Source organism: Bacillus sp. VA13, from assembly GCF_055710085.1.
Window position 1 is genome coordinate 1174692 of the sequence record NZ_JBVQPP010000001.1, and the last position, 20694, is coordinate 1195385.

Below are 20694 nucleotides of genomic sequence, written 5' to 3' on the forward strand. Positions count from 1 at the left end.
AACGATCTCCTTAAGCAAATGGTTTGAAGGCCGGTCAATCTTCCTGTTATTCTATGGGCATAAAGAGGTTATAGGAGGTTTTTGATATGAGCAAAAAAATTGCAGTTCTCGTTACAGACCAATTCGAAGATATCGAATATACAAGTCCGGTAAAAGCATACGAAGAAGCTGGCTACAGTGTCGTAGCTATCGATTTGGAAGCCGGCAAAGAAGTTACCGGTAAGCATGGCGAGAAAGTGAAGATCGAAAAAGCAATCTCAGATGTGGATGCTAATGAATTTGATGCACTTTTAATTCCTGGGGGATTCTCTCCAGATTTGCTTCGTGCAGATGATCGTCCGGGAGAATTTGCGAAAGCGTTTGTCGAAAATGAAAAGCCTGTTTTCGCTATTTGCCACGGTCCGCAAGTATTGATTGATACGGATCTTCTGAAAGGCAAAGATATCACAGGCTACCGCAGCATCCGCAAAGATTTAATCAATGCCGGCGCAAACTACAAAGATGCAGAAGTAGTCGTCAGCCACAACATTGTTACAAGCAGAACACCTGATGATTTGGAAGCATTTAACCGCGAATCATTAAATTTGTTGAAATAAACGAGAAGGCACAGACTGTTTAGGTCTGTGCCTTTTTTCAAGTTAAGACTATTTGTTTACATTCTGAAAGACAGCAGTCGCATCCCACACATTTAAGCCAAAATGACCTTCTGAGAATGCGGAATCATTTGCATCGATCACAAGACGGTCATCTAAATAGATTTTAAAGTGATCGCCTTGAGCTTCCGTTTTCAGATGATACTTTTTATTTACGTCTATCGGCGTTTTGTATTCGGCAATAACAGAAGCGACACCGTTCTCAAATTTAAAGAATTTCACTAGGTCATGCTTCGCATCCACGTTGGCAAGATAACCGTTTTTGGCATCTTTGTCAGAGCGGAACATAAGCGCTCCTGCTCCTCTTCCGTTTCCATCCTTAATGGTAATATCAGATTCATAGGTGAAGTCAGATCCGGATGCTGAAGACATGATAAAGGAATCGCCGTCCGATCTCCCTAGTTTCCCCTCAATTGTGTCGGCCCACGTGCCATTTACATTCGTCCAATCAGTCAAATTTGAGATAAAAGGTGACGTTCCCCACACCTTTTTTAAAGGATATATCGTTAAAGATTTTAGCTTTACACTGCCATTTGCAGCAAATAATTCAAGACCCTTGCTAGATCTATCCGGGAGAATGATATCGGTTATGACCTGCTGTCCGTCATTCCCAAATACTTCAACTGAAGAGCGGTCGACAAAAATGCGCATCTTTACCTTTCCATTTACCGGTTTCAGCGGAGCTGTTTGTTTTCCGGTGTTAAAGGTCGGATTAAAGGTGACGTTCCCCGACTCGCTCCGGTCAACGAACAGTTTGGCGTTCTTTTGATCATAGCCGACTTTTGTAAATTGATTTCTGCCTGTTCGGACTTTAAAACCAAATTCAGTTGCTGAACCTGGGGTCACTTGAAATTCTGCATGTAATTCATACGTATCTCCAGATAGGCCTGCTAACAAATTTTGGCTTGCGGGCGATATGGTCTGATTCTTCCACCTCTTAGAGGTCCCGCGAATGGTTTGCAGCTCTTTTACTGGTGTTTGGACGATCCTCACTCCTCCAGTAAGCGTTTTCAATTTCACCTCTCTTGGAATGGAGGTTGCACTTCTCCATGGGGATGTAGGAACATCATTCGCATATTGCCAATTGCTCATCCAGCCTAACCAAAGCCGCCGGCCGTCTGAGGATGGAATATCAGACCAGGATACAGCCGCATAAAAGTCTTTGCCGTAATCCGTCCAGAGAACTTTGTCTGACGGATTTTCATTGTTAAAATGAGTTCCATCAAAGTCCCCTATGAAATATTGCATGCCTGATCCTCCCGAAACCGCTCCGTTTCCGACACTGACCTGCATCACCCATTTTTTTTGATTCGGATTGCCGTCTACCGGAAGCTCAAACAAATCCGGGCACTCCCATACTCCCCCATGACTTCCTTGCCCCTGTCCAAATTCACTTGCATACGTCCACTGCTTCAGATTTTTGGACGTATAAATGAGGATTCGGTCTCCGGCCGCAAGCACCATCACCCACTTGTTTTCTTTTTCATACCAAAAGACTTTTGGATCGCGAAAATCTTTTTTTCCCGGGTTTGGAATGACAGGGTTGCCAGCGTATTTCGTCCACGTTCTTCCTTTGTCATTGCTATAGGCGATACTCTGCACTTGATGGCCTTCTCGATCCTGTGTATAAATAGCCACTAGCGGCTTCTCTTTGCCTGTCTGAAAACCGCTTGTGTTATTCCTGTCTACAACTGCGCTTCCTGAAAAGATCGTGCCTTTGTCATCCGGAGCCAGCGCAACAGGAAGGTGCTTCCACGTAACCAAATCTTCGCTCACGGCATGCCCCCAATGCATGGGGCCCCACTGAAGCCCGTATGGATGGTATTGATAGAACAAGTGATATTCTCCAGCATAATATACCATCCCGTTTGGATCATTCATCCAGTTTGCTTCCGGCGTGAAATGATATTGAGGACGATAATCCTCGTCATAGTAGCTTGAATCGGCTGCCTCAGCCGGAAATGCCATAGTCAACAGCAGGATGAACATGATCATGACTTGAATAAGTCTCTTTTTCATTTGTTCCTTCGCTCCTCTCTTCATGTTTGAACATTTACAAGAGAGACTGCTGCACAAGTTGATCCGTTTCTGGCAATTCTCCTCTGTTTCTCTGTTATCCGAATGATTGACTATATGATGGAGTGCTGCAGTTTCCCTCTTCTTTCTTACATCACACAGCTTATGCTAAGAATCCAGCCCAATATCCAAGAATCCCGATAATAAAGATCCCGCAAATAATGAGAAGAGGATTCACCCCTTTGCGCAGCATCCATGCCACCAATAACGTTAACCCTAGAGGCAGCGCACCCGGCATAATGCTGTCTAACACATTTTGTACGGTTTGAACATCCACTTTTCCACTTTCATCCTTAATCCTGGACACAACGATTGGAATGTTGATCGTGGTCCATTTGGAAACGAGAGCCCCCATTACAAATAACCCGAGAATCGAAGCACCCTCTGTAAGCTTTTGAATGCGATTCCCCGCTAAATCCTGCAGAATCTCCATTCCTTTCACATAGCCATACTTTAACCCGTAATATTTTGTGCTTAATCTTATGGCGTTCAGCAAGAAAAAGAATAGCAAAGGGCCGGCAATGTTTCCTCCTAAAGCAAGGGATGCCCCTAACGCAGCTAAGACCGGACGAATCGTTCCCCAGAAAATCGGATCGCCTACACCCGCTATCGGGCCCATCAAACCTATTTTCATTCCGCTTATTGCTTTTCCATCAATTCCTTTATTGTTCGCCATTTCTTCTTCCATGGCTGCCGTCACGCCAAATATAGGCGCAGTCAGCCACGGATGTGTATTAAACCATTCCAAATGCCGCTGCAAGGCTTCGTTTCTTTTCGCTCCGGGTCCGTACAGTTTTTTGATCGCCGGAATCATGACATAGCAATATCCCATGGCCTGCACACGTTCGAAGTTAAAGGAGCCGAGCAAAAAATTCGAACGAATAAACATGCTGAAAATTTCTTTTTTCGTTAATCTTTTTTCTTTCTCCATTTTTTCATCCCCCCTTATGGTTTAGGCATCAAGGTCATCATCATCGTCATCATAAACAGCCACATGGCCACTGTCTGATGCGGCGGCGACTGCTCCGTGCGCGTTATGTTTTTGCATCACCTGCTGGTATAAAAGCGCCAGACAGAGACCAAGTGCTCCAAACCCTACTAAGTTAAAATCGGTAAACGCTGCCAATAAGAAACCTATATAGAAAAATGGCTTTAAATAAGGAATATTCATCATATTGATTACCATGGCATATCCGACAACAACGATAATGCCTCCGCCTATTTGCAGCCCTTTTGTAATGACATCCGGGATATTGCCCAAGAACGCCTGAACAGCGCTGACACTGATCAATGCGACAATTAATGTCGGTATCATTACGCGCAGCGCTTGAAACACCATCGCGGTAATATGCATAATTTCAATTCCTTTTATATTCCCTTTTTTTGCGTATTGATCAGCGCGGTGAATGAAAAAGACAGTGATCGTCCGCACAAAAATAGTCAGCGCCTGCCCCGCAGCTGCCAAAGCAACAGCGACGGCGATGCCTTCGCCAATTCCCTGATCAGCGGTAATAACTAAAATGGTTGAGATGACAGAGGCAATCGCTGTATCAGGCGCCATGGCAAGGCCGACGTTCATCCAGCCCAGCGCCATCAGCTCTAGTGTGCCTCCGAGAATAATTCCTGTTTTTAAGTCCCCGAGGACCAAGCCAACTAGCGTGCAGGCCACAAGCGGCCGGTGTGTCTGCCCTTCATCCAATACACTTGCGATGCCGGTGATTGCTGCAATAATTAACAACAAAATAATTTGTAATGAAGACATATTCTCATCCCCTTGATTATTTTGTTACGTTCCGTAAAATCTGTACAAAATCCTCGCTGGCATCTGAAGGCAGCTGCCTCAATTCCAGTGTCACGCCCAAGTCACTTAATGCTTCAAACGCCTTTATATCTTGCTCTGTGACGCTGACTGATTTTGTGATTTGCCTGCGATGATTTTCAAAACGCATTCCCCCGACGTTTACGGTTTTGATCGGCACACCTGCTTCAATAAGAGATACAATATCGGACGGATTTTCAAACAAGAGCATTGCCGTTACTCCTTCATAGCGCGGACTATGAAACGCTTTTGCCATTTTTGAAACCGAAACGGCACTAGCCTTTACATTTGAAGGTGCAACAGAAAGGATCAACGTTTTTCTCATTTCGTCCTGTGCAACATCATCGGAGACAACGATAATTCGGTCTGCTGCATGGACTTTAATCCATCTTGTCAAGATTTGGCCGTGAATAAAGCGGTCATCAATTCTGGCTAACACAATGTTCATTACAATTCATCCTCTCTTGTTTCCTGATTGGCAGTTTTTACTTTTTCTAAATGTTCACTGCACACTTGAAAGCTTTGCTGGCTCATTGCTTTTAAGTTGTTCAGCAAATCTTTAAGTGTCAGATGTTCTCTCAGGCTTAATACCTCCAGCAGAATCGGCAGGTTTACACCGGCTGCCATATCCATTCTTTGATCCTCAGCAATGAAAGAAGCTGCCGCGTTATATGGCGTTCCTCCAAAAATATCGACTAAAAAAAGCACTTCATTTTCTTCCGGAATGTCCTTGAGCGCCTGACGATATTTTTCTTGCAGCGTTTGAATGCCTTCCCCTTTAAAAAACGGCACTGCAAGCAGGTTATTTTCTTCACCGAATATCATCCCTGAAGACTCTTTTAATGCTATGGGAAAATCTCCATGACCACTGATAATAACTGAAATCATATACATTGCTCCTTTCCTGTTTTGTACATCCATATATAATGCAAGGATCGTGCCAACAAAGTTGTGTTAAGCGTTTTCATTAAGTTTTCAGCCAATGATAGTCTGTTGTTGAAACACTTGGAATCAAAAAAATAAACCTGTATTAAAATGACGTTCCATTTAATACAGGTTCACATTAAAAAACTGCTTTTAAAACAGCTGGCCATGCACTTCTTCAGCGAAGATGGCGGCTATAAATAATTTTTCATCATCACTTATGCGAAGTCCAAGCTTTTGTTCATATGGCGCTAATGTCCGCTCTGTCACATTCACCATTTCTTTCATCTGATCATTTATTTCTTCTTCCTCTGAGAAAGCAATCGGATTCTGCTTAATCACCCTTTCAAAGGCGAACGCCGTATGCATGATGACTTTGATCAAAACTGCATTATTGAATATGGCTCCCAGCTCATCCTGAACAGTTTGCAGCCACTCTAATAACATTTCGATAATATGGTGGGGGTTCAAGAAGACAAGGTACTTTTTTAAGCTATCCTCACAAAGCTCTCTGACAATGATATTTGCTTCGTTCAATCCATTGCTCAAGGGGATGCTGCCTTTGGTAATCGCCTGTTGAATCAGCTTCTCTCCCTCCCCTTCAATTAACACTTCTAAAGATACATGCGGAGCATTGATTTTAGGGTCTTTCGTTCCGACTGTCGCAAGGATCTCATACTCTTTTTCGATTTCTTTTATCCGGTTTGCCAATTTAATAGATGAAACGGTCAATATGTGAATCGGGGTATCGGAGGCTTTGTTTACGATCGTGGTCAGGATGTCTTCCAGCTTTTTGGCCGTTCCGCTGCCTGTCGTGCAGATGGAGACCAGTGCTTTCTTTTTGCCAGATGCTGCTGGCTGCCGCTCCCATAATTCAATAAAATCCTTCGTGACCGATTGATAGATCGCATACAAATTCAAATCCAAATAATTCACCTTTCTGACAGCATCCAGCACCATTGAGGTCGTAACATTGCTGATTGTTTTGATAGCAATGCCTGTTTTTTCCTCCAGCTTGCTCTCCAGCATTGCAAGTGACCCCATGTCTACCAGCATTAAAACACCTTCGCCTTCGTCAACCTGTTTCATTTTTTCCGCTACGCATTCGATAATGTCCGAAGGTGAAACAGAAAGCGGCATATCAACTGCTGCAATTGGAGTGCTTCCTAACAGTTCTGTCGCAACTTCAACCATTGAACTCGCCGTGCTATTTCCATGTGCAGCCACGATAATACCGACCCTTTTGTTCTCTTTTAACGATTTAATGGAGTGAATCAGCATCGTTAAGTAGATGACCTCTATTTCCGGAATAGCCACTTTAAAATATTCCTGAATTTTATCTTTAAAAATCATCGCCACCCGATATTCCTTCACATGAGTATCACGGATTTCATCAGTCTCCTGTGTGTTTAAAACATCAATTTGCTTACCGCGCTTTAAAAATGCGTCAATATGCATACTCAAGAAATAAATAAATTTACGGTCAAATGTGCAATCCAGCTCATGTTCAGCTATTTCTTTTAACTGTTTGGTCATTTGAATCACGTCATCTTCAACGAATGTCAGCAGGCTGTCCTTTTGAAACGCCCGATGCTGAAAAAAACTTCTGACATGCAAATGGATATCAGTCAAGATGTATTGATTAATATCCTTTTTAGATAACCCTTCTTTCATGAGGGTTTTCACTTTTTCCTCGATCAAATGATACAAGTTAAATGAGAGATCTTCGTCAATTTTTGTTGTTTCATCTTCTACAATCGGAGAGATGATCGTTGTGATATTTACATATTCAGAAATCGCTTTGCTTCTTTGCATGTTTTTGCTGCTGGACATCCAGTCTTGCTTGATTTCATCCGGCAGATCCCGAACAGTCAGTTCAATAACCTCATTTCTGTCAAGGTTGTGCAAAAACCCGTGTGCACAAACTAACTGGACATTTGATTTCAGCTGTCCCACATTCCCGAATTTTGCAGAATGAATAAGCGCATTATAGACATCTATGTGCACACTCAGATTTTTCTTAATTCGCTCTGCTTCTTTTCCTAATAAAAACGTCGTCAAATCCACTCTTTCTTTAAGCGATCGTTCTTCAAGCGAAGGAATATGAATAGTCATTGGGATTCTTCGCAAAAATGTTTTTAAAAGTGCAGAACTCGGATTTTCTGTAGTGGCGCAAATAAACAATACGTTTGATGTTCGTTTATGTTCAGATTCTCCAAGCCGGTTATAAGAACCGCTGTCAATAAAATAAAACAGCATTTCTTGTCCCTCAGGAGGGAGACGATGGATTTCATCCATAAAAAGAATCCCTCCATTGGCCTGTTCGACTAAACCAGCTTTATCCTCGCCGGCACCTGTAAATGAGCCTTTTTTGTGTCCGAATAATTGAGAAAGCAATAATTGAGGATTGTTGTAGTAATCTGCACAGTTAAATGTAATAAATGGAGCACTGGTCTTCAAAATGTCAGAGTAAATGGCAAACTGGTAAATCCGGTTTGCAAAAAGGGATTTACCGGAACCTGTTGGCCCTAAGAGGAGCATATGCAGACCGTTCGGCGGATAAAAGACAGCTGCCTTTGCCTGGGAGATTGCTTTCTTCAAGCTGCCTTTTGCCCCAATCATAAGCTCTAGAGGATTCGTGGAAATGTTTTGAGGATTCTGTTTTGGATTCCCGGAAAACAGCTCCAGGCCTTTCACTTCCATCATCTCTGTATCCCATTTCTTGTTATATAACCTTTCCACTATTTCGACTGGGATATATCGCACAGGAAACGTTTTAATTTTTATGACCTTTTTAGATCGGACGAGATTGTTCAATTCAAAACTGACATTGGACCGCTCCATTTTCAGCTGCTCAGCAATTTCCTTTGCTGAATTCCCCTGTACTTTTAAAAGTTGATCTAAGCTGGAGTCATGAAAATTATGCATGAGCTGATGGTATATTTTATCTATTCTTTTCACGTCTATCATCCTTTGCCCTTATTAGATAAGCCCTTAACAAGAATATTCCGAATCTTTATGACAGACAGCCTTGAGATTATCTATTGATGCACTTCCAGAAAGGTCTTTATAGCAGATTGACATACTGACCTTTTATGCCTATGTGTTTATCACTTCAAATTATTTATGTTTGATATTAGTATTTTAGATTCGCAGTTCTTCAAGGCTGTGCTCCTTCCAAAGTAATAATCAGTAAACAGTTTATCATTCTTCAGGAACGTAATGATGGAAAAATCCCGAATGACAGAAAATAAATCTAATAGATCAGGACATTTTTCTCAAAATACATTCCCACTAGACATGACATCAATTGAAAACAAAAAAATGCCGGACACTCTATGTGTCCGCCACAGTGATTCACGATAAAAGAATAAATAATGATGATTTCTTGCAGCCATCTTTGCCCAGGATTGAAAAATCACCGATATGATCGATTTGATATCCCCTGCTGTTTTCAAGCAAAGTGGGCGTATGATCATACAAATCGTTATCTATTAAAAAAGCCTTATATTCTTCATAAACCTCAGCAAACTCATCATCCATCATATCGTCCAGATGACATCCTCCCTCCCAGTCATTACTTAAAAATGGCGTAACAACTGTTTGGCCGAAAGTTGATAGATAAGGAGATATCCATTGAAAAAATAGATCTTCCATATGGACCCACTGTTTTTTCGTGATTTCTATGTTTGTATAAGGATTCTTGACTGAGTCAAAACCGAATGATTGATAAAAATCTTTTGTGATAAGCATATTCTTCGGGAGACATTTGGCACCTTTACGCACAAGCAAATGAAAATTATATTTTTAAAATTTAAAAATCAAACATTGTATTCTCTTAGATGGTATAATATCCGATAAAACTTTATTCATCTTTTATTATTGGAGGAAAACAAAATTGATAGGCAATTCTAACAAAGACAATTTTGGACAACAGCAAAAATTGTCTAGAGGCCTTAAAAACAGGCATATACAATTAATGGCGATTGGGGGTGCAATCGGGACAGGTTTATTCTTAGGCTCAGGAAAATCCATTCACTTTGCGGGACCATCCATTTTATTTGCTTACTTGATCACTGGAGTCTTTTGCTTTTTCATTATGCGTTCGCTAGGAGAACTGCTCTTATCAAATACGGGATATCACTCTTTCGTTGATTTTGTAAGGGACTATTTAGGCAACATGGCAGCGTTTATCACTGGCTGGACCTACTGGTTCTGCTGGATTTCTCTCGCGATGGCTGATTTAACCGCGGTCGGCATTTATACGCAATATTGGCTTCCCGATGTGCCTCAATGGCTGCCGGGTCTTCTTGCGCTTATCATCCTGCTGATCATGAATCTTGCCACCGTTAAACTTTTCGGAGAATTAGAATTCTGGTTTGCATTGATCAAAGTCATTGCCATACTGGCTCTTATCGTAACTGGTATTTTCTTGATTGCGAAAGGTTTTTCCACAGCTTCCGGCTCAGCCAGCCTCACGAATCTTTGGAAACACGGCGGCATGTTTCCAAATGGATGGCATGGATTTATCCTTTCATTCCAAATGGTTGTCTTCGCTTTTGTGGGAATTGAACTTGTTGGACTGACAGCAGGTGAAACAGAAAATCCCCAAAAAGTGATCCCTAAAGCCATCAATCAAATCCCTGCCCGGATTTTACTTTTTTATGTCGGCGCACTTTTTGTCATTATGTGTATCTACCCTTGGAATGTTTTGAACCCAAATGAAAGCCCATTTGTTCAAGTCTTTTCTGTTGTAGGCATCGTTGCCGCTGCCAGTATGATCAATTTTGTTGTATTAACATCAGCGGCATCAGCGGCTAACAGCGCTTTATTCAGCACAAGCCGCATGGTCTATTCTCTAGCCAAGGATCATCACGCACCTGGATTATTGAAGAAATTGACTTCTTCTAAAGTTCCAAGTAATGCGCTGTTCTTTTCAACCATCGCCATTCTAATTGGCGTCAGCCTGAATTATATAATGCCCGAGCAAGTCTTTACACTGATTACAAGTGTTTCTACAATATGTTTCATTTTTATTTGGGGCATCACGGTGATTTGCCATTTGAAATATCGAAAAACAAGGCAGGATGAAGCGAAAACAAACAAATTTAAAATGCCTTTTTACCCATTATCCAACTACTTAACACTCGCATTTCTCGCGTTCGTTCTTGTCGTATTGGCACTGGCGAATGATACACGTGTTGCTTTGTTTGTCACTCCGGTCTGGTTTGTTTTATTGATTATTTTATATAAGGTGCAAACCCGCAGAGGATATAAGATGAAATAATAAAAAAGACAAGGGATACTCACTCCCTTGTCTTTTTTGTATGGGTCAGACATTAAGCTAAGCTTGAATATGAAATGTCAGCTTTTATTTGGCCTCTAAAATCGTTTACTTCATTTAGGCGTATCACCTCGAATATTAACTCAAACCAGTTTTGATGCCAAAACCTACTAATATCATTCCGGTTATTTTTTGAAACACTTTCTGGAACTTCGAGTTTTTCATCCATTTTTTTGCGAAATCAATAATATAAACGAGAAAGAGGAACCATAACACCGCTAATAAGGTTAGGATTGAAGCTAAAATGATGAGCTGCTGGTTTATATTCCCCTTCAGATTGATAAATTGGGGCATGATTGTAACATAAACCAAAACAGTTTTAGGATTGAGAATGTTACTAAGTGATCCTTGCATAAAGGAAGTTTTATAATAACGTTTCGGAGAATTTCCCGCAGTTGTTGCTTGGGATTGCATGTCATCTATAGAAAACATGCTTTTGGCAAAAAAACTTTTGATACCTAAATAAATTAAGTACGCTGCTCCCAAATATTTGATCGTTGTGAAAAGAAACACCGACTTTGCAATAACGACTGATAAACCTAAAATGGCGATAACGGTCCAAAAGGAAAGTCCTGTTGCTAATCCAAGAATGTTATAACGGCCAGCCTTTGCGCCGTATCTAAGGGTATTTTTCATCACAAGCATTGTATCTGCACCCGGTAAAATAACCATCATGGCAGCTATCGGTATGTATGTGAGTAAGCTGTGCATTTCTTCTCCCCCTTTAAAAAATCCTAACAACATATAGTGACTACAAAAGTAACTACTCATAAAATTGTATCAATGGGTTTGGAATAAATCAATATGGTTTGTTAAAATAGCGATTACAAAGGCAGCGATTGCTCTTTATATTGGAGGATATATGAAAGAAAATATGTTAGACATTTTAAAAAACCTCAATTTTACCGAATATGAATCAAAAGCATATCTTGCTTTATTGCAAGAATCACCTTTAACAGGCTATGCCGTCGCCAAAAAATCCGGAGTGCCCCGTTCTAAAATTTATGAAGTCCTGGAAAGCCTTGTCATTAGAGGAGATGTTTTTGTAAGTCATGGAAATACGCCTCAATATGTCCCTGTACCCGCTAAAGAACTGATTAAAAACCGCCGGCTCAAAGCGGAAGAGCATTTTGATCAGGCTGAGAAATACTTTGAAAAATTCGAGCAGACTGCAAATGACCGGGAAAATATCTGGAATATCACCGGACGCAATGAAATTCTTGAAAAGGTGAAGGCTTGTATCTTATCTGCCAAAAAAAGAATCCTCTTAGAAATATGGAAAGAGGATTTTGATGAGATAGAATCAGAGCTAAAACAGGCGGCAAATCAAGGTGTCATTGTCACCATTATTGCGTACGGAGACATCGTATCTGATTTTGCTACTGTTTACCTTCATGATATGAGCAGTGAAATTACAGAAGAGTATGACGGACGGTGGCTTGTCTATAGCGGGGATGATTCAGAAGTGGTAGCAGGTATCGTCTCTCTTGGCAACGACAGCCGTGCTGCATGGACAATGCATGTAGGTTTAGTCATGCCTATAACTGAAGTGATTATTCATGATCTGTACCTCATGGAAATTCTGAAAAAGCATAGAGGGCTTTTAGAAGAAAGCTTTGGAGAAAATCTCATTCTGTTACGCCGCAAATTTTCTATCCACTCAGATTTCAAAAAACATTATTTGGAATAGAGCAATAGTACAAAAACATGGCTTGTTGATACAAGTCATGTTTTTTTATGCATTCCTTTCTACAAAGTTTTTAGGCTCCTCCCCCTCTGATCATTTCTTTTAAAAAAATGCGATTCTGCGCAAACTATTTTTCAGCCTTCCGCGTCTATCCTAGGTAACAGCCTATGATATACGTATATTCAAAAAGGAGCCCTTTATTGCAATGAAGAAAAAACAAACAACAAAAGCGTTGCTTGTCACATGCATAACTGATCATAAGCAAGATTTCTACAGGTTGGCTTTCAGTTATGTGAAAAATCAAGATGACGCATTAGATATTATTCAGGAATCTATAAAAAAAGCGCTGAGCTCAGTAGAAACGGTTAGAAACCCTGAGACGATAAAAAGCTGGTTTTATAAAATTTTAGTACGGACAGCTATTGATTTTTTGCGCAAACAAAAAAAGGTAAAAGTGATGGATGACGAAACGATAGAGTTTTTAAGCAAAGGAAAGGAAGACCATTACAAGGATACTGATCTCCATGAAGCGCTTGACGAATTGCCGTACCGCTATAAAACCATTATTATTTTGCGTTTTTTTGAAGACCTCAAATTAGAAGAAATTGCGGAAATTACAGGAGAAAACACGAATACCGTCAAAACGCGCCTCTACAGAGCATTGAAGCTGATGCGCATTCAGTTGACGAAGGAGGATCTTTCTTAATGGATAAGAGATTGCAGCAGTTAAGAGAAGAATATAAAAATGTTCAGATTCCTAAAGAACTTGATATCATTGTTGAAAAAGCCCTTCAGCAAGAACCAAAAAAGAAAAGAATCGTCATGTGGCCGACATCGGCAGCTGTCGCGGCGGCTATTTTATTCACTGCACTTGTTAACATCAACCCTGACGCAGCTCAAGCGATGGCGAGAATCCCTGTCATCGGCAAGATTGTCAAAGCCATCACTTTTATTGAGATCAAAGAAGAGAAAGATCAATCGAGCATCGATGTCAAAACACCTGCTCTGTCCGGACTTTCTAATAAAGAGCTTGAAAACAGCATTAACCAGAAATACTTGAAAGAAAGCAAGCAGCTGTACAAGGAATTTATACAGTCCACATCCAAAAACAAAAAAGGGCATCTCAGCATCTATAGTGATTACGAGACAGTGACAGATACGCCAGATTTACTCTCTATCCGGCGAGATATTGAAAAAACACAAGCATCATCTTACACCCAAAGCCGTTATATCACAATTGACAAAAAGAATGATATCTTACTGACATTAAAAAGCTTATTCAAAGATGAACGCTATATCAACGTCATCAGCCAAAACATCAAAGAACAAATGAAACAGCAAATGAAGGAAGATCCAAATAAAATCTATTGGCTCACTGAAGAAGATGCAGAACCATTCAAAAAAATTCTTCCTGATCAAACGTTTTATATTAATGAAGACCATAAACTTGTGATCTCATTTGATGAATATGAAGTCGCTCCCGGCTATATGGGCGTTACCGAGTTTGAAATTCCAACAAGCGTCATATCAAGCTTGCTCGTGGGAGATCGTTACGTTCGATAATATAAAAAAACATCCAACTCATATGATGGATGTTTTCTCTCTTCTCTAAGTGAGATCGTAACCTAGCTATCAAAAACAACGAGAATATCTGCACACTATTGGAGGAATACCCATGTATCACAAGACACAACATCATCGATACATCCCTGGACTCGATGGCCTTCGGGCTTTTGCCGTCCTGTCAGTTATCGCTTATCACCTAAACCTCAATTGGGCTAACGGCGGCTTCATTGGAGTTGATATCTTTTTTGTTTTATCCGGCTATTTAATTACATCTATTCTATTGCCGGCACATGGAAATGATATCAGTCTTGATTTTCGGGATTTTTGGGTGCGCCGAATTCGGCGGCTTCTGCCAGCGGCTTACCTTATGATCTTTTCTGCTGTTATTTGGGTTGTATTGTTTGATAGGGAACTATTGCATACTGTACGCGGAGATGCCATTTCTTCTCTCTTTTATATAAGTAATTGGTGGTTTATTTTTCACAAACTATCATATTTTGATAGTTTCGGTTCCCCATCACCTTTAAAAAATCTTTGGTCGCTGGCGATTGAAGAACAATTTTATATGATATGGCCGATGTTCTTGGTTGTTGGGATGTACATATTTAAAAGCCGTGCCAGATTGGCGGCGGTGGTATCATTGCTTGCGCTTTGTTCAGCCGTGATGATGAGCATATTGTATGAACCCGGCGCAGATCCGAGCCGCGTGTATTACGGTACAGATACTCGGTCGTTTGAGCTTCTCATCGGATGTGCCTTGGCTTTGGTTTGGCCTATGAAAAGACTGTCTTCCAACAGGCTGTCAAACAAACTGAAGCACACTTTGCACGCTACTGAACTTTCGGCGTTTTGTATTTTAGTGTTATGTGTCTATTTCACAGATGAATATGAGCCTTTTCTTTACAGAGGCGGAATGCTTTTGATTGGCTTGATTGCCGCAATCCTTATTGCATGTGTATGCCATCCGAGCAGCTTTTTAGGCAATCTGCTTTCATGGAGGCCGCTTCGTTGGCTTGGAACGAGGTCTTACGGTATTTATCTTTGGCACTACCCTGTTATTGTGTTAAGCACGCCAGTTCAAGAAATCGGAAACCCTGTTTTTTGGCATATCGTGCTAAAGGTTATTGTTACATTTATACTCGCCGAGCTATCCTATCATTTTATTGAGAAGCCGATACGAACACAGGGATTTAGATTCTTTTTCCGCCGCGTTTTTATACATAGAATCAGGGAATGGAAAACGACAACTGTCCTCAGTAAAATGTCAATTGGTTTCGTCATTCTCGCTGTACTTATTTTTGCGGGAGGGCTGTCTGGACTAGCCGGAGAGCAAAAGCACCCCACCAAATGGACGTATAGCTCACAAGAAACAAACGCTGATACCAGCCAGGCTTCTGAGGACAGAAAGAATGCTGCAGTCGATAAAGACAAGGAAAACAATGCTGAACAAAAGACAACAGACTCCCATCAAGATCAAAAGGAAAACAAAAATAATGGACAAGAGACTAGCAAAAATAAAGACATGCAATCTCAGCAGGAGAAAGAACCCGCAGACTCTGACAAAGAAGTGTTAGCTATAGGAGATTCCGTCATGCTTGATATTGCCTCACACCTTCGGCAGTCACTTTCACATGTTACGATTGATGGAAAGGTGGGGAGACAAATGTCTCAAGCTTTGGAGCTCACAAAGGAATACAAGTCTTTTAATCAGCCGAACAAAGCTGTTATCATTGAGCTGGGAACCAATGGTTACTTTACAGACAGCCAAATTGAACAATTGCTTCAAGCTTTCTCAAAAGCTCATATCTACCTTGTCAATACACGGGTCCCCCGCCAATGGGAAAGCAAGGTAAATGAATCTTTGAAGCACCAGGCAAGCGCACATAAAAATGTTACGTTAGTTGACTGGCATACAGAAGCTCTTCAGCATCCAGAATACTTTACACCTGATGGCGTACACTTGGTTCCTCAAGGGGCTAAAGCTTTGACTGGTCTTATTGTTGAGGCGATGGAATCGTCTTTGTAAAAAAGAAGTCCTATTTAAAAACATTGTTGATCATTCTCTGACCCCTCCATTTCCCAAGGCAATTCTTATGTTTACATGTCGTTTACGTGAGGGTAAGCCAAAATAGAATGGAGGGATGACAGTGGCAGCTAATGAAGAACATGACATCAAAAAAGAACTGCAACGATACGAACTTTTTTTCAAAAAACAATACAAGATTCTTTATACCGTAAACGATTTTATCATTGGTGCTTTGTTTCTCGTCGGGAGCCTTTTCTTTTTTTATGACCAATTAATGTCGGCAGGGATATGGCTGTTTGCGATTGGGAGCTTGCTGCTGTTAATCAGGCCCACGATTCGGCTGATTCATGACTTTCATTACCGAAAACATGTGGAACGCCAATTTAAACATCGCTCTACAACAGATGGCTCATCTTGAGGAATAGGCGAGAACAAAACACCAAAAAAAGATGTGCAAATCACAAAAACAAGACTTTTAGACTATTTAATTTAAAAATAAGGCAAAAAACCTAAACTTTTGTCCCTGTGTGACGATATTAACAATAAGGCCGGCACGATACTCCCTATAACATCCTTTTCAGTAGATTTCATTATCGTGCCGGTTTTCTCACATGCAAAGCAATCCCGCCAATCTAATTGATGGCGGGATTTGATTTTTTATTACATTCCTGTCCAAACGTCTTTTACATAACGTTTTTGATCTTGCAGCTTTTGCAGCCAATCGGCAGATTCTTCCTGACTTGCTCCTTTTTCAGCTTCATATGCCTGACGCAAAGTATTCTCTACATCAGGAGCCATTTGCGATCCATCACCGCATACGTAAATGTGAGCCCCTTTTTCAATGAGCGACATCAATTTCTGCGTATCTTGTTTGAGCAAGTGCTGGACATATCCTTTTGATTCGTTTTCGACGCGTGAGTAGCATCGGCGGATTGTTACCAAACCATCCTGTTCCGCTTGATCCAGCTCTTCTCTGTAAAGATCATCATGATCGGGGCGACGGCAGCCGAAGTATAAAAGAGCTTCACCAAGTGTGCTTCCTTCCTTCTTCAGAACAGATCTTGCCTGAATAAAGCCCCTGAATGGCGCAATTCCTGTACCTGGCCCGACCATAATCATAGGCGTTTCAGGGTCATCTGGCATCTGGAATCCGGATTGCGGCGTTCGGATGAAACAGGCTGCTGCATCACCTGTATTCAGCTCTGCTAAATAATTAGAGGCGACGCCCCGGTATTCGCCTCGCCCACTCCAGGCTGAGGCTTTAACAACGCCTACTGTCATGCTCACGATATTGGCATGGACTTTCGGTGAGCTTGAAATGGAATAATATCTCGGTTTTAGTGATGGCAAAAGTGCTAAAAAACGCTCAAACGGCATTTCGCAGGCAGGATAATCCTCTAAAAGATCAAGCATGGTAAGACGTTTTGCCAATACCTGCTCTTTATAAATGCCATCATCTGAAACGAGCTGTTCCAGCTCTTTTTTATGCGGCGGACAGACTGTATAAGAAGCCAGCTCCCGCAGCTGAAGCCTTGAAGCCGGGTCCTGCAGCTCCACATAGGACGCCAATAAATCCGTCACTTTGATCGGCCGATCCATCGGAAGATGAGCCATATGAGAGCCGCCGCTCATTTTCATCACATGATTGGACTGCAAATCGAATCGGCTGAGGACCCGCTGAACAAGCTTCTGGCTGTTTTTTGGCAATATGCCGATATGATCGCCTTCCTTATATGTTTTGGCGTCAGGAATCTGCAATTCAATATGGCGGGTGGAACGCGGGCTATCAGCCGTCTGGAGCTCCCGGTTCTCTAAAACATTCCCTTCAAACGCGCCATATGCTTTGGCAAGCGGCGTTTCCGTCGCTTCACTGAGAAAAGTAATTGATAATGAAGGCCTGTCTTCTTTCTGAGCTATTTCGTTTATATGAAATGATTCCATCGTTCCCTTCCAGAAGCGGTTTTCCCACGACTCGCGATGGCTTTCAAAATCATCGGCGGCATCGCCTTCCCCAATCGCTGTTAAACGTGATGCCCCCTTTGCTTTCATCATGTCATCTATCAGGCGGGGAATCCGCTGATACGTGCTGGCCCAGCTCCGGTTTCCGCAGCCGAATACCGCATAAGAGACACCTTTCAATTGTCCTTCCTCAAGCCCTTCCAGCCACTCTACAAAGCCTGCAGCATTATCAGGCGGCGCCCCATTATAAGAAGCCGTAACGATGACGACTGCGCCTTGTTCTGGAAGCTTGCCGATATAATCATCAAGCGGCGCCGTTTCGGCTGTAAAACCCATCTGGCGGCCGTAAGCAGCCAGTTCACCGGCTATTCCTTCTGCTGTCCCAAGATTCGAGCCGTAAAGAACGAGTAATGGGGTGCCGTGTTTAGGCTTTGTTTCTTTTGGCTTCGTTTCTGTTTTGATGTCAGCCTGTTCTTTTCTCTGTACATTGACTGCCGCTGTTTTCCGCGGTTTCACAGTAATCTTAAATTCATCCGGTTTGATCGTTAATGCCTCTTTGATTTTCAGTTCGTATCCAGTATGGTTCATCACATCAAAATGCTTTAATACAAGACCGAGAACCATCGTCGCCTCTTGTAGAGCAAACTGCATGCCGATACAAGCACGCTGCCCGTTTCCAAACGGCTTATACGCATGGTGAGGAATACGCGAAGGGTCTTCAAACCGTTCCGGACGAAAATCTTCTGCATCCTCTCCCCAAGCGTTTTGATCCCGGTGCAGTTTCGGAATCAAAACGGTGACAGGCTGCCCTTTACTGATCGGATATTCCCCGCCTAAAACAGTATCTTCCTTGGCATAGAGAGAAAAGGCCGGAGCTGTTGGATACAGCCTGAGTGTTTCATTTAAAACCATCCGAATGTATTTCAGCTGCTGGATTTGTCTATATTCCGGCGTGTCATCCGTTAACACGCGATCCACTTCCTCTTGCGCTTTTTTCAGTTTTTCCGGATGTGTAAGCAGACAGTAAATCGCAAAGGAAAGCAAACCGCTTGTTGTTTCATGCCCTGCAATTAAAAACGTTATGATTTGGTATCGAATGTTTTCATCATCGAGCGTTTCACCTGTTACAGGATCTTTGGCATAAAGCATGAGTGATAAAAGATCCTTAATGTTTTCATCCGGATTCGCTTTTCGCTCCGCTATCATTCTATCGACCAGGGAGTTCATGACTTCTATATCCTTTTGGAACTGCAGCTTCGTTTTCACCATCATCTTATCTTGCAGGCCCAGTCTTTTCGATTGATTCATCGCCTCTTTTAAGGCACGGAGCATACTGGTGATAAACGGATGCTGAGAATCACGGTAAAAGCTGTTGAAGCGATAGTTAAACCCGCATAACCCGATCGTATCAAGCGTCAGACGGGTCATGTCGTCCGCTACATCAATTTCTTCATTAGGATTAAGCCGGCTCCATTTTTGAACCAGCTGGGTTGCGATATCCAGCATCATAGAATGATAGCCTTTCATCGCTTTTTGACTGAAACTCGGCAGCAAAATGCGGTGGGCTTTTTGCCAATTCGGTTCGTGCGTCCAGCTTGTAAATAAGCCGTCTCCGCCGAATTCGCGCACCTTTAGCAAGCCTTTGCCAAGGTTTTTGTCAAAGCGGCTTTCATCACACACTTCAGCCACAAGATTGTGGCCGGATACAAAAACACTGGACACCCCTGGAAAATCGAAACGGAAAATCGGCCCCAATTCATCGGCTATCCGCCATAAGGATTGAGAAAGCTGCTCTTTTTCCAGATGCGGAAGATTTTTTAAAGGTCCGTATGTTTTGGGCTGAGGTATTGCACTTGCCTGTTTCATTAATACATCTTCCTTTCCTAATTTTGTGATGAATGAAGCTTAATGGCGTCCCAGCAGCATTGTTCCAATTCAGTAATTAAATCCATGTCCATCTCTATATCACCCGTTTGGACGAGCTGATATATCTTGAGAAATGCCCCTAACACAATCGCAATTAACACATTAGAGGGCAGGCTGCGAATTACACCTTCTGCTTTTCCCTTATTAAAATAGTCATCAAGCATATGAGTCAGATTTTCTATCATTTTTCTGCTTGTGTCATTTAAGTAATGAGCGTTTTTTTTCGTTTCAAGAAAAAAAAGCGCATAGTCACTCTCTTTCGTAAATTGAACGAGACAGCAAAATACGTGGTGGAAGCCTTCTCTGACAGGCAATTCCGAAAAATCTTGCTTTAGCTTTTCCGTAAATCGCTGGATGCTTTCCTGAAACAATACGTTGACGAGTGTTTCTTTACTGTCAAAATAACGATAGATCGTTCCTGTTCCCACATGAGCTCGTTCAGCTATCATAGGGATAGTGGTAGCATTAAATCCCCTTTCCGTAAAAAGTGAGACCGACGCTTTCATAATCATGTCGTATTTACTGCTGGATGCGGATAACATGTAATGTTACAACCTCCGATTTATTACGGAATGAATATTCATTCCGCTTGTTCATAATGAATGCCCGATCTGTCTGATATCACCTCTTTACCCTTTCTTATGTTATCAGTTTATATGAAAAAAACTTTTTTTAATATAAAGTATATGCAAAAAATAAAAAATTAAGAAAATA

Annotated in this window: 17 protein-coding genes and 1 pseudogene; 7 read left to right on the plus strand and 11 right to left on the minus strand. The window is 41.7% G+C overall.

All coding sequences use genetic code 11. The features are described 5' to 3' along the window. Positions 1 to 86: 86 nt before the first annotated feature. Positions 87 to 596, plus strand: coding sequence for a cysteine protease YraA (gene yraA, locus AC0C66_RS06155; protein WP_014114569.1), 510 nt, complete (start codon positions 87 to 89; stop codon positions 594 to 596). A gap of 48 nt (positions 597 to 644) precedes the next feature. On the opposite strand, the gene AC0C66_RS06160 is transcribed toward yraA, so the two are convergent. The 8 genes and pseudogenes from AC0C66_RS06160 to AC0C66_RS06195 all read right to left on the minus strand — a co-directional run bounded on the left by AC0C66_RS06160 (position 645) and on the right by AC0C66_RS06195 (position 9129). Next, on the minus strand, positions 645 to 2672 hold the full coding sequence (locus AC0C66_RS06160) for a glycoside hydrolase family 32 protein (protein WP_072183450.1): 2028 nt from the start codon (positions 2670 to 2672) through the stop codon (positions 645 to 647). After that, positions 2605 to 2748 (minus strand): annotated as a pseudogene (locus AC0C66_RS06165) (hypothetical protein). Before AC0C66_RS06165 ends, AC0C66_RS06160 begins: the two are co-directional and overlap by 68 nt. 84 nt (positions 2749 to 2832) lie before the next feature. Beyond that, positions 2833 to 3660, minus strand: coding sequence for a PTS fructose transporter subunit IID (gene levG, locus AC0C66_RS06170; RefSeq protein WP_014114571.1), 828 nt, complete (start codon positions 3658 to 3660; stop codon positions 2833 to 2835). 21 nt (positions 3661 to 3681) lie between these two features. Continuing rightward, entirely contained in the window at positions 3682 to 4491 is an 810-nt protein-coding gene (gene levF, locus AC0C66_RS06175) for a PTS fructose transporter subunit IIC (protein ID WP_014114572.1), read from the minus strand. A 16-nt stretch (positions 4492 to 4507) separates the two neighbouring features. Beyond that, positions 4508 to 4996: a PTS fructose transporter subunit IIB gene (gene levE / locus AC0C66_RS06180; protein ID WP_014114573.1), complete on the minus strand. Its 489-nt coding sequence runs from the start codon at positions 4994 to 4996 to the stop codon at positions 4508 to 4510. Next, positions 4996 to 5436 (minus strand): PTS fructose transporter subunit IIA, encoded by a 441-nt coding sequence (levD, locus tag AC0C66_RS06185; RefSeq protein WP_014114574.1) that lies wholly within the window; start codon positions 5434 to 5436, stop codon positions 4996 to 4998. The genes levE and levD overlap by 1 nt, the downstream gene beginning before the upstream one ends. 189 nt (positions 5437 to 5625) lie before the next feature. Continuing rightward, positions 5626 to 8433 (minus strand): transcriptional regulator LevR, encoded by a 2808-nt coding sequence (levR, locus tag AC0C66_RS06190; RefSeq protein ID WP_072183451.1) that lies wholly within the window; start codon positions 8431 to 8433, stop codon positions 5626 to 5628. A 396-nt stretch (positions 8434 to 8829) separates the two neighbouring features. Beyond that, complete coding sequence (locus AC0C66_RS06195; protein ID WP_240509977.1) at positions 8830 to 9129, minus strand: hypothetical protein; 300 nt, start codon at positions 9127 to 9129, stop codon at positions 8830 to 8832. A gap of 241 nt (positions 9130 to 9370) precedes the next feature. Between AC0C66_RS06195 and AC0C66_RS06200 the strand changes: the two genes are divergently transcribed. Further along, positions 9371 to 10759: an amino acid permease gene (locus tag AC0C66_RS06200; protein WP_072183452.1), complete on the plus strand. Its 1389-nt coding sequence runs from the start codon at positions 9371 to 9373 to the stop codon at positions 10757 to 10759. A gap of 135 nt (positions 10760 to 10894) precedes the next feature. Here AC0C66_RS06200 and AC0C66_RS06205 read toward each other — a convergent pair whose 3' ends face one another. Next, entirely contained in the window at positions 10895 to 11527 is a 633-nt protein-coding gene (locus AC0C66_RS06205; protein ID WP_061186646.1) for a LysE family transporter, read from the minus strand. A 151-nt stretch (positions 11528 to 11678) separates the two neighbouring features. On the opposite strand from AC0C66_RS06205, the gene AC0C66_RS06210 reads away from it, so the two are divergent. The 5 genes from AC0C66_RS06210 to AC0C66_RS06230 all read left to right on the plus strand — a co-directional run bounded on the left by AC0C66_RS06210 (position 11679) and on the right by AC0C66_RS06230 (position 16513). Beyond that, positions 11679 to 12506 (plus strand): TrmB family transcriptional regulator, encoded by an 828-nt coding sequence (locus AC0C66_RS06210; RefSeq protein WP_072183453.1) that lies wholly within the window; start codon positions 11679 to 11681, stop codon positions 12504 to 12506. Between the two features lie 202 nt (positions 12507 to 12708). Then, positions 12709 to 13209: an RNA polymerase sigma factor SigV gene (gene sigV / locus AC0C66_RS06215; RefSeq protein ID WP_072183454.1), complete on the plus strand. Its 501-nt coding sequence runs from the start codon at positions 12709 to 12711 to the stop codon at positions 13207 to 13209. Then, positions 13209 to 14066: an anti-sigma-V factor RsiV gene (gene rsiV, locus AC0C66_RS06220; RefSeq protein ID WP_088679369.1), complete on the plus strand. Its 858-nt coding sequence runs from the start codon at positions 13209 to 13211 to the stop codon at positions 14064 to 14066. Before sigV ends, rsiV begins: the two co-directional genes overlap by 1 nt. A gap of 112 nt (positions 14067 to 14178) precedes the next feature. Further along, positions 14179 to 16095 (plus strand): acyltransferase family protein, encoded by a 1917-nt coding sequence (locus AC0C66_RS06225; protein WP_088679370.1) that lies wholly within the window; start codon positions 14179 to 14181, stop codon positions 16093 to 16095. A gap of 121 nt (positions 16096 to 16216) precedes the next feature. Further along, entirely contained in the window at positions 16217 to 16513 is a 297-nt protein-coding gene (locus AC0C66_RS06230; protein ID WP_087986813.1) for a YrhK family protein, read from the plus strand. A gap of 242 nt (positions 16514 to 16755) precedes the next feature. On the opposite strand, the gene cypB is transcribed toward AC0C66_RS06230, so the two are convergent. Continuing rightward, positions 16756 to 19920 (minus strand): bifunctional cytochrome P450/NADPH--P450 reductase CypB, encoded by a 3165-nt coding sequence (gene cypB / locus AC0C66_RS06235; RefSeq protein WP_072181745.1) that lies wholly within the window; start codon positions 19918 to 19920, stop codon positions 16756 to 16758. 17 nt (positions 19921 to 19937) lie between these two features. Further along, the gene (gene fatR / locus AC0C66_RS06240; protein WP_041521019.1) at positions 19938 to 20522 is read right to left on the minus strand and encodes a transcriptional regulator FatR; all 585 of its coding nucleotides are present in this window, start codon (positions 20520 to 20522) and stop codon (positions 19938 to 19940) included. Between the last annotated feature and the right edge of the window lie 172 nt (positions 20523 to 20694).

Coding starts and splice junctions, on each gene's coding strand:
- yraA (WP_014114569.1), top strand. CDS start 87: ATGAGCAAAAAAATTGCAGTTCTCGTTACAGACCAATTCGAAGATATC.
- AC0C66_RS06160 (WP_072183450.1), bottom strand. CDS start 2,672: ATGAAAAAGAGACTTATTCAAGTCATGATCATGTTCATCCTGCTGTTG.
- levG (WP_014114571.1), bottom strand. CDS start 3,660: ATGGAGAAAGAAAAAAGATTAACGAAAAAAGAAATTTTCAGCATGTTT.
- levF (WP_014114572.1), bottom strand. CDS start 4,491: ATGTCTTCATTACAAATTATTTTGTTGTTAATTATTGCAGCAATCACC.
- levE (WP_014114573.1), bottom strand. CDS start 4,996: ATGAACATTGTGTTAGCCAGAATTGATGACCGCTTTATTCACGGCCAA.
- levD (WP_014114574.1), bottom strand. CDS start 5,436: ATGATTTCAGTTATTATCAGTGGTCATGGAGATTTTCCCATAGCATTA.
- AC0C66_RS06195 (WP_240509977.1), bottom strand. CDS start 9,129: ATGGAAGATCTATTTTTTCAATGGATATCTCCTTATCTATCAACTTTC.
- AC0C66_RS06205 (WP_061186646.1), bottom strand. CDS start 11,527: ATGCACAGCTTACTCACATACATACCGATAGCTGCCATGATGGTTATT.
- AC0C66_RS06210 (WP_072183453.1), top strand. CDS start 11,679: ATGAAAGAAAATATGTTAGACATTTTAAAAAACCTCAATTTTACCGAA.
- sigV (WP_072183454.1), top strand. CDS start 12,709: ATGAAGAAAAAACAAACAACAAAAGCGTTGCTTGTCACATGCATAACT.
- rsiV (WP_088679369.1), top strand. CDS start 13,209: ATGGATAAGAGATTGCAGCAGTTAAGAGAAGAATATAAAAATGTTCAG.
- AC0C66_RS06225 (WP_088679370.1), top strand. CDS start 14,179: ATGTATCACAAGACACAACATCATCGATACATCCCTGGACTCGATGGC.
- cypB (WP_072181745.1), bottom strand. CDS start 19,920: ATGAAACAGGCAAGTGCAATACCTCAGCCCAAAACATACGGACCTTTA.
- fatR (WP_041521019.1), bottom strand. CDS start 20,522: ATGTTATCCGCATCCAGCAGTAAATACGACATGATTATGAAAGCGTCG.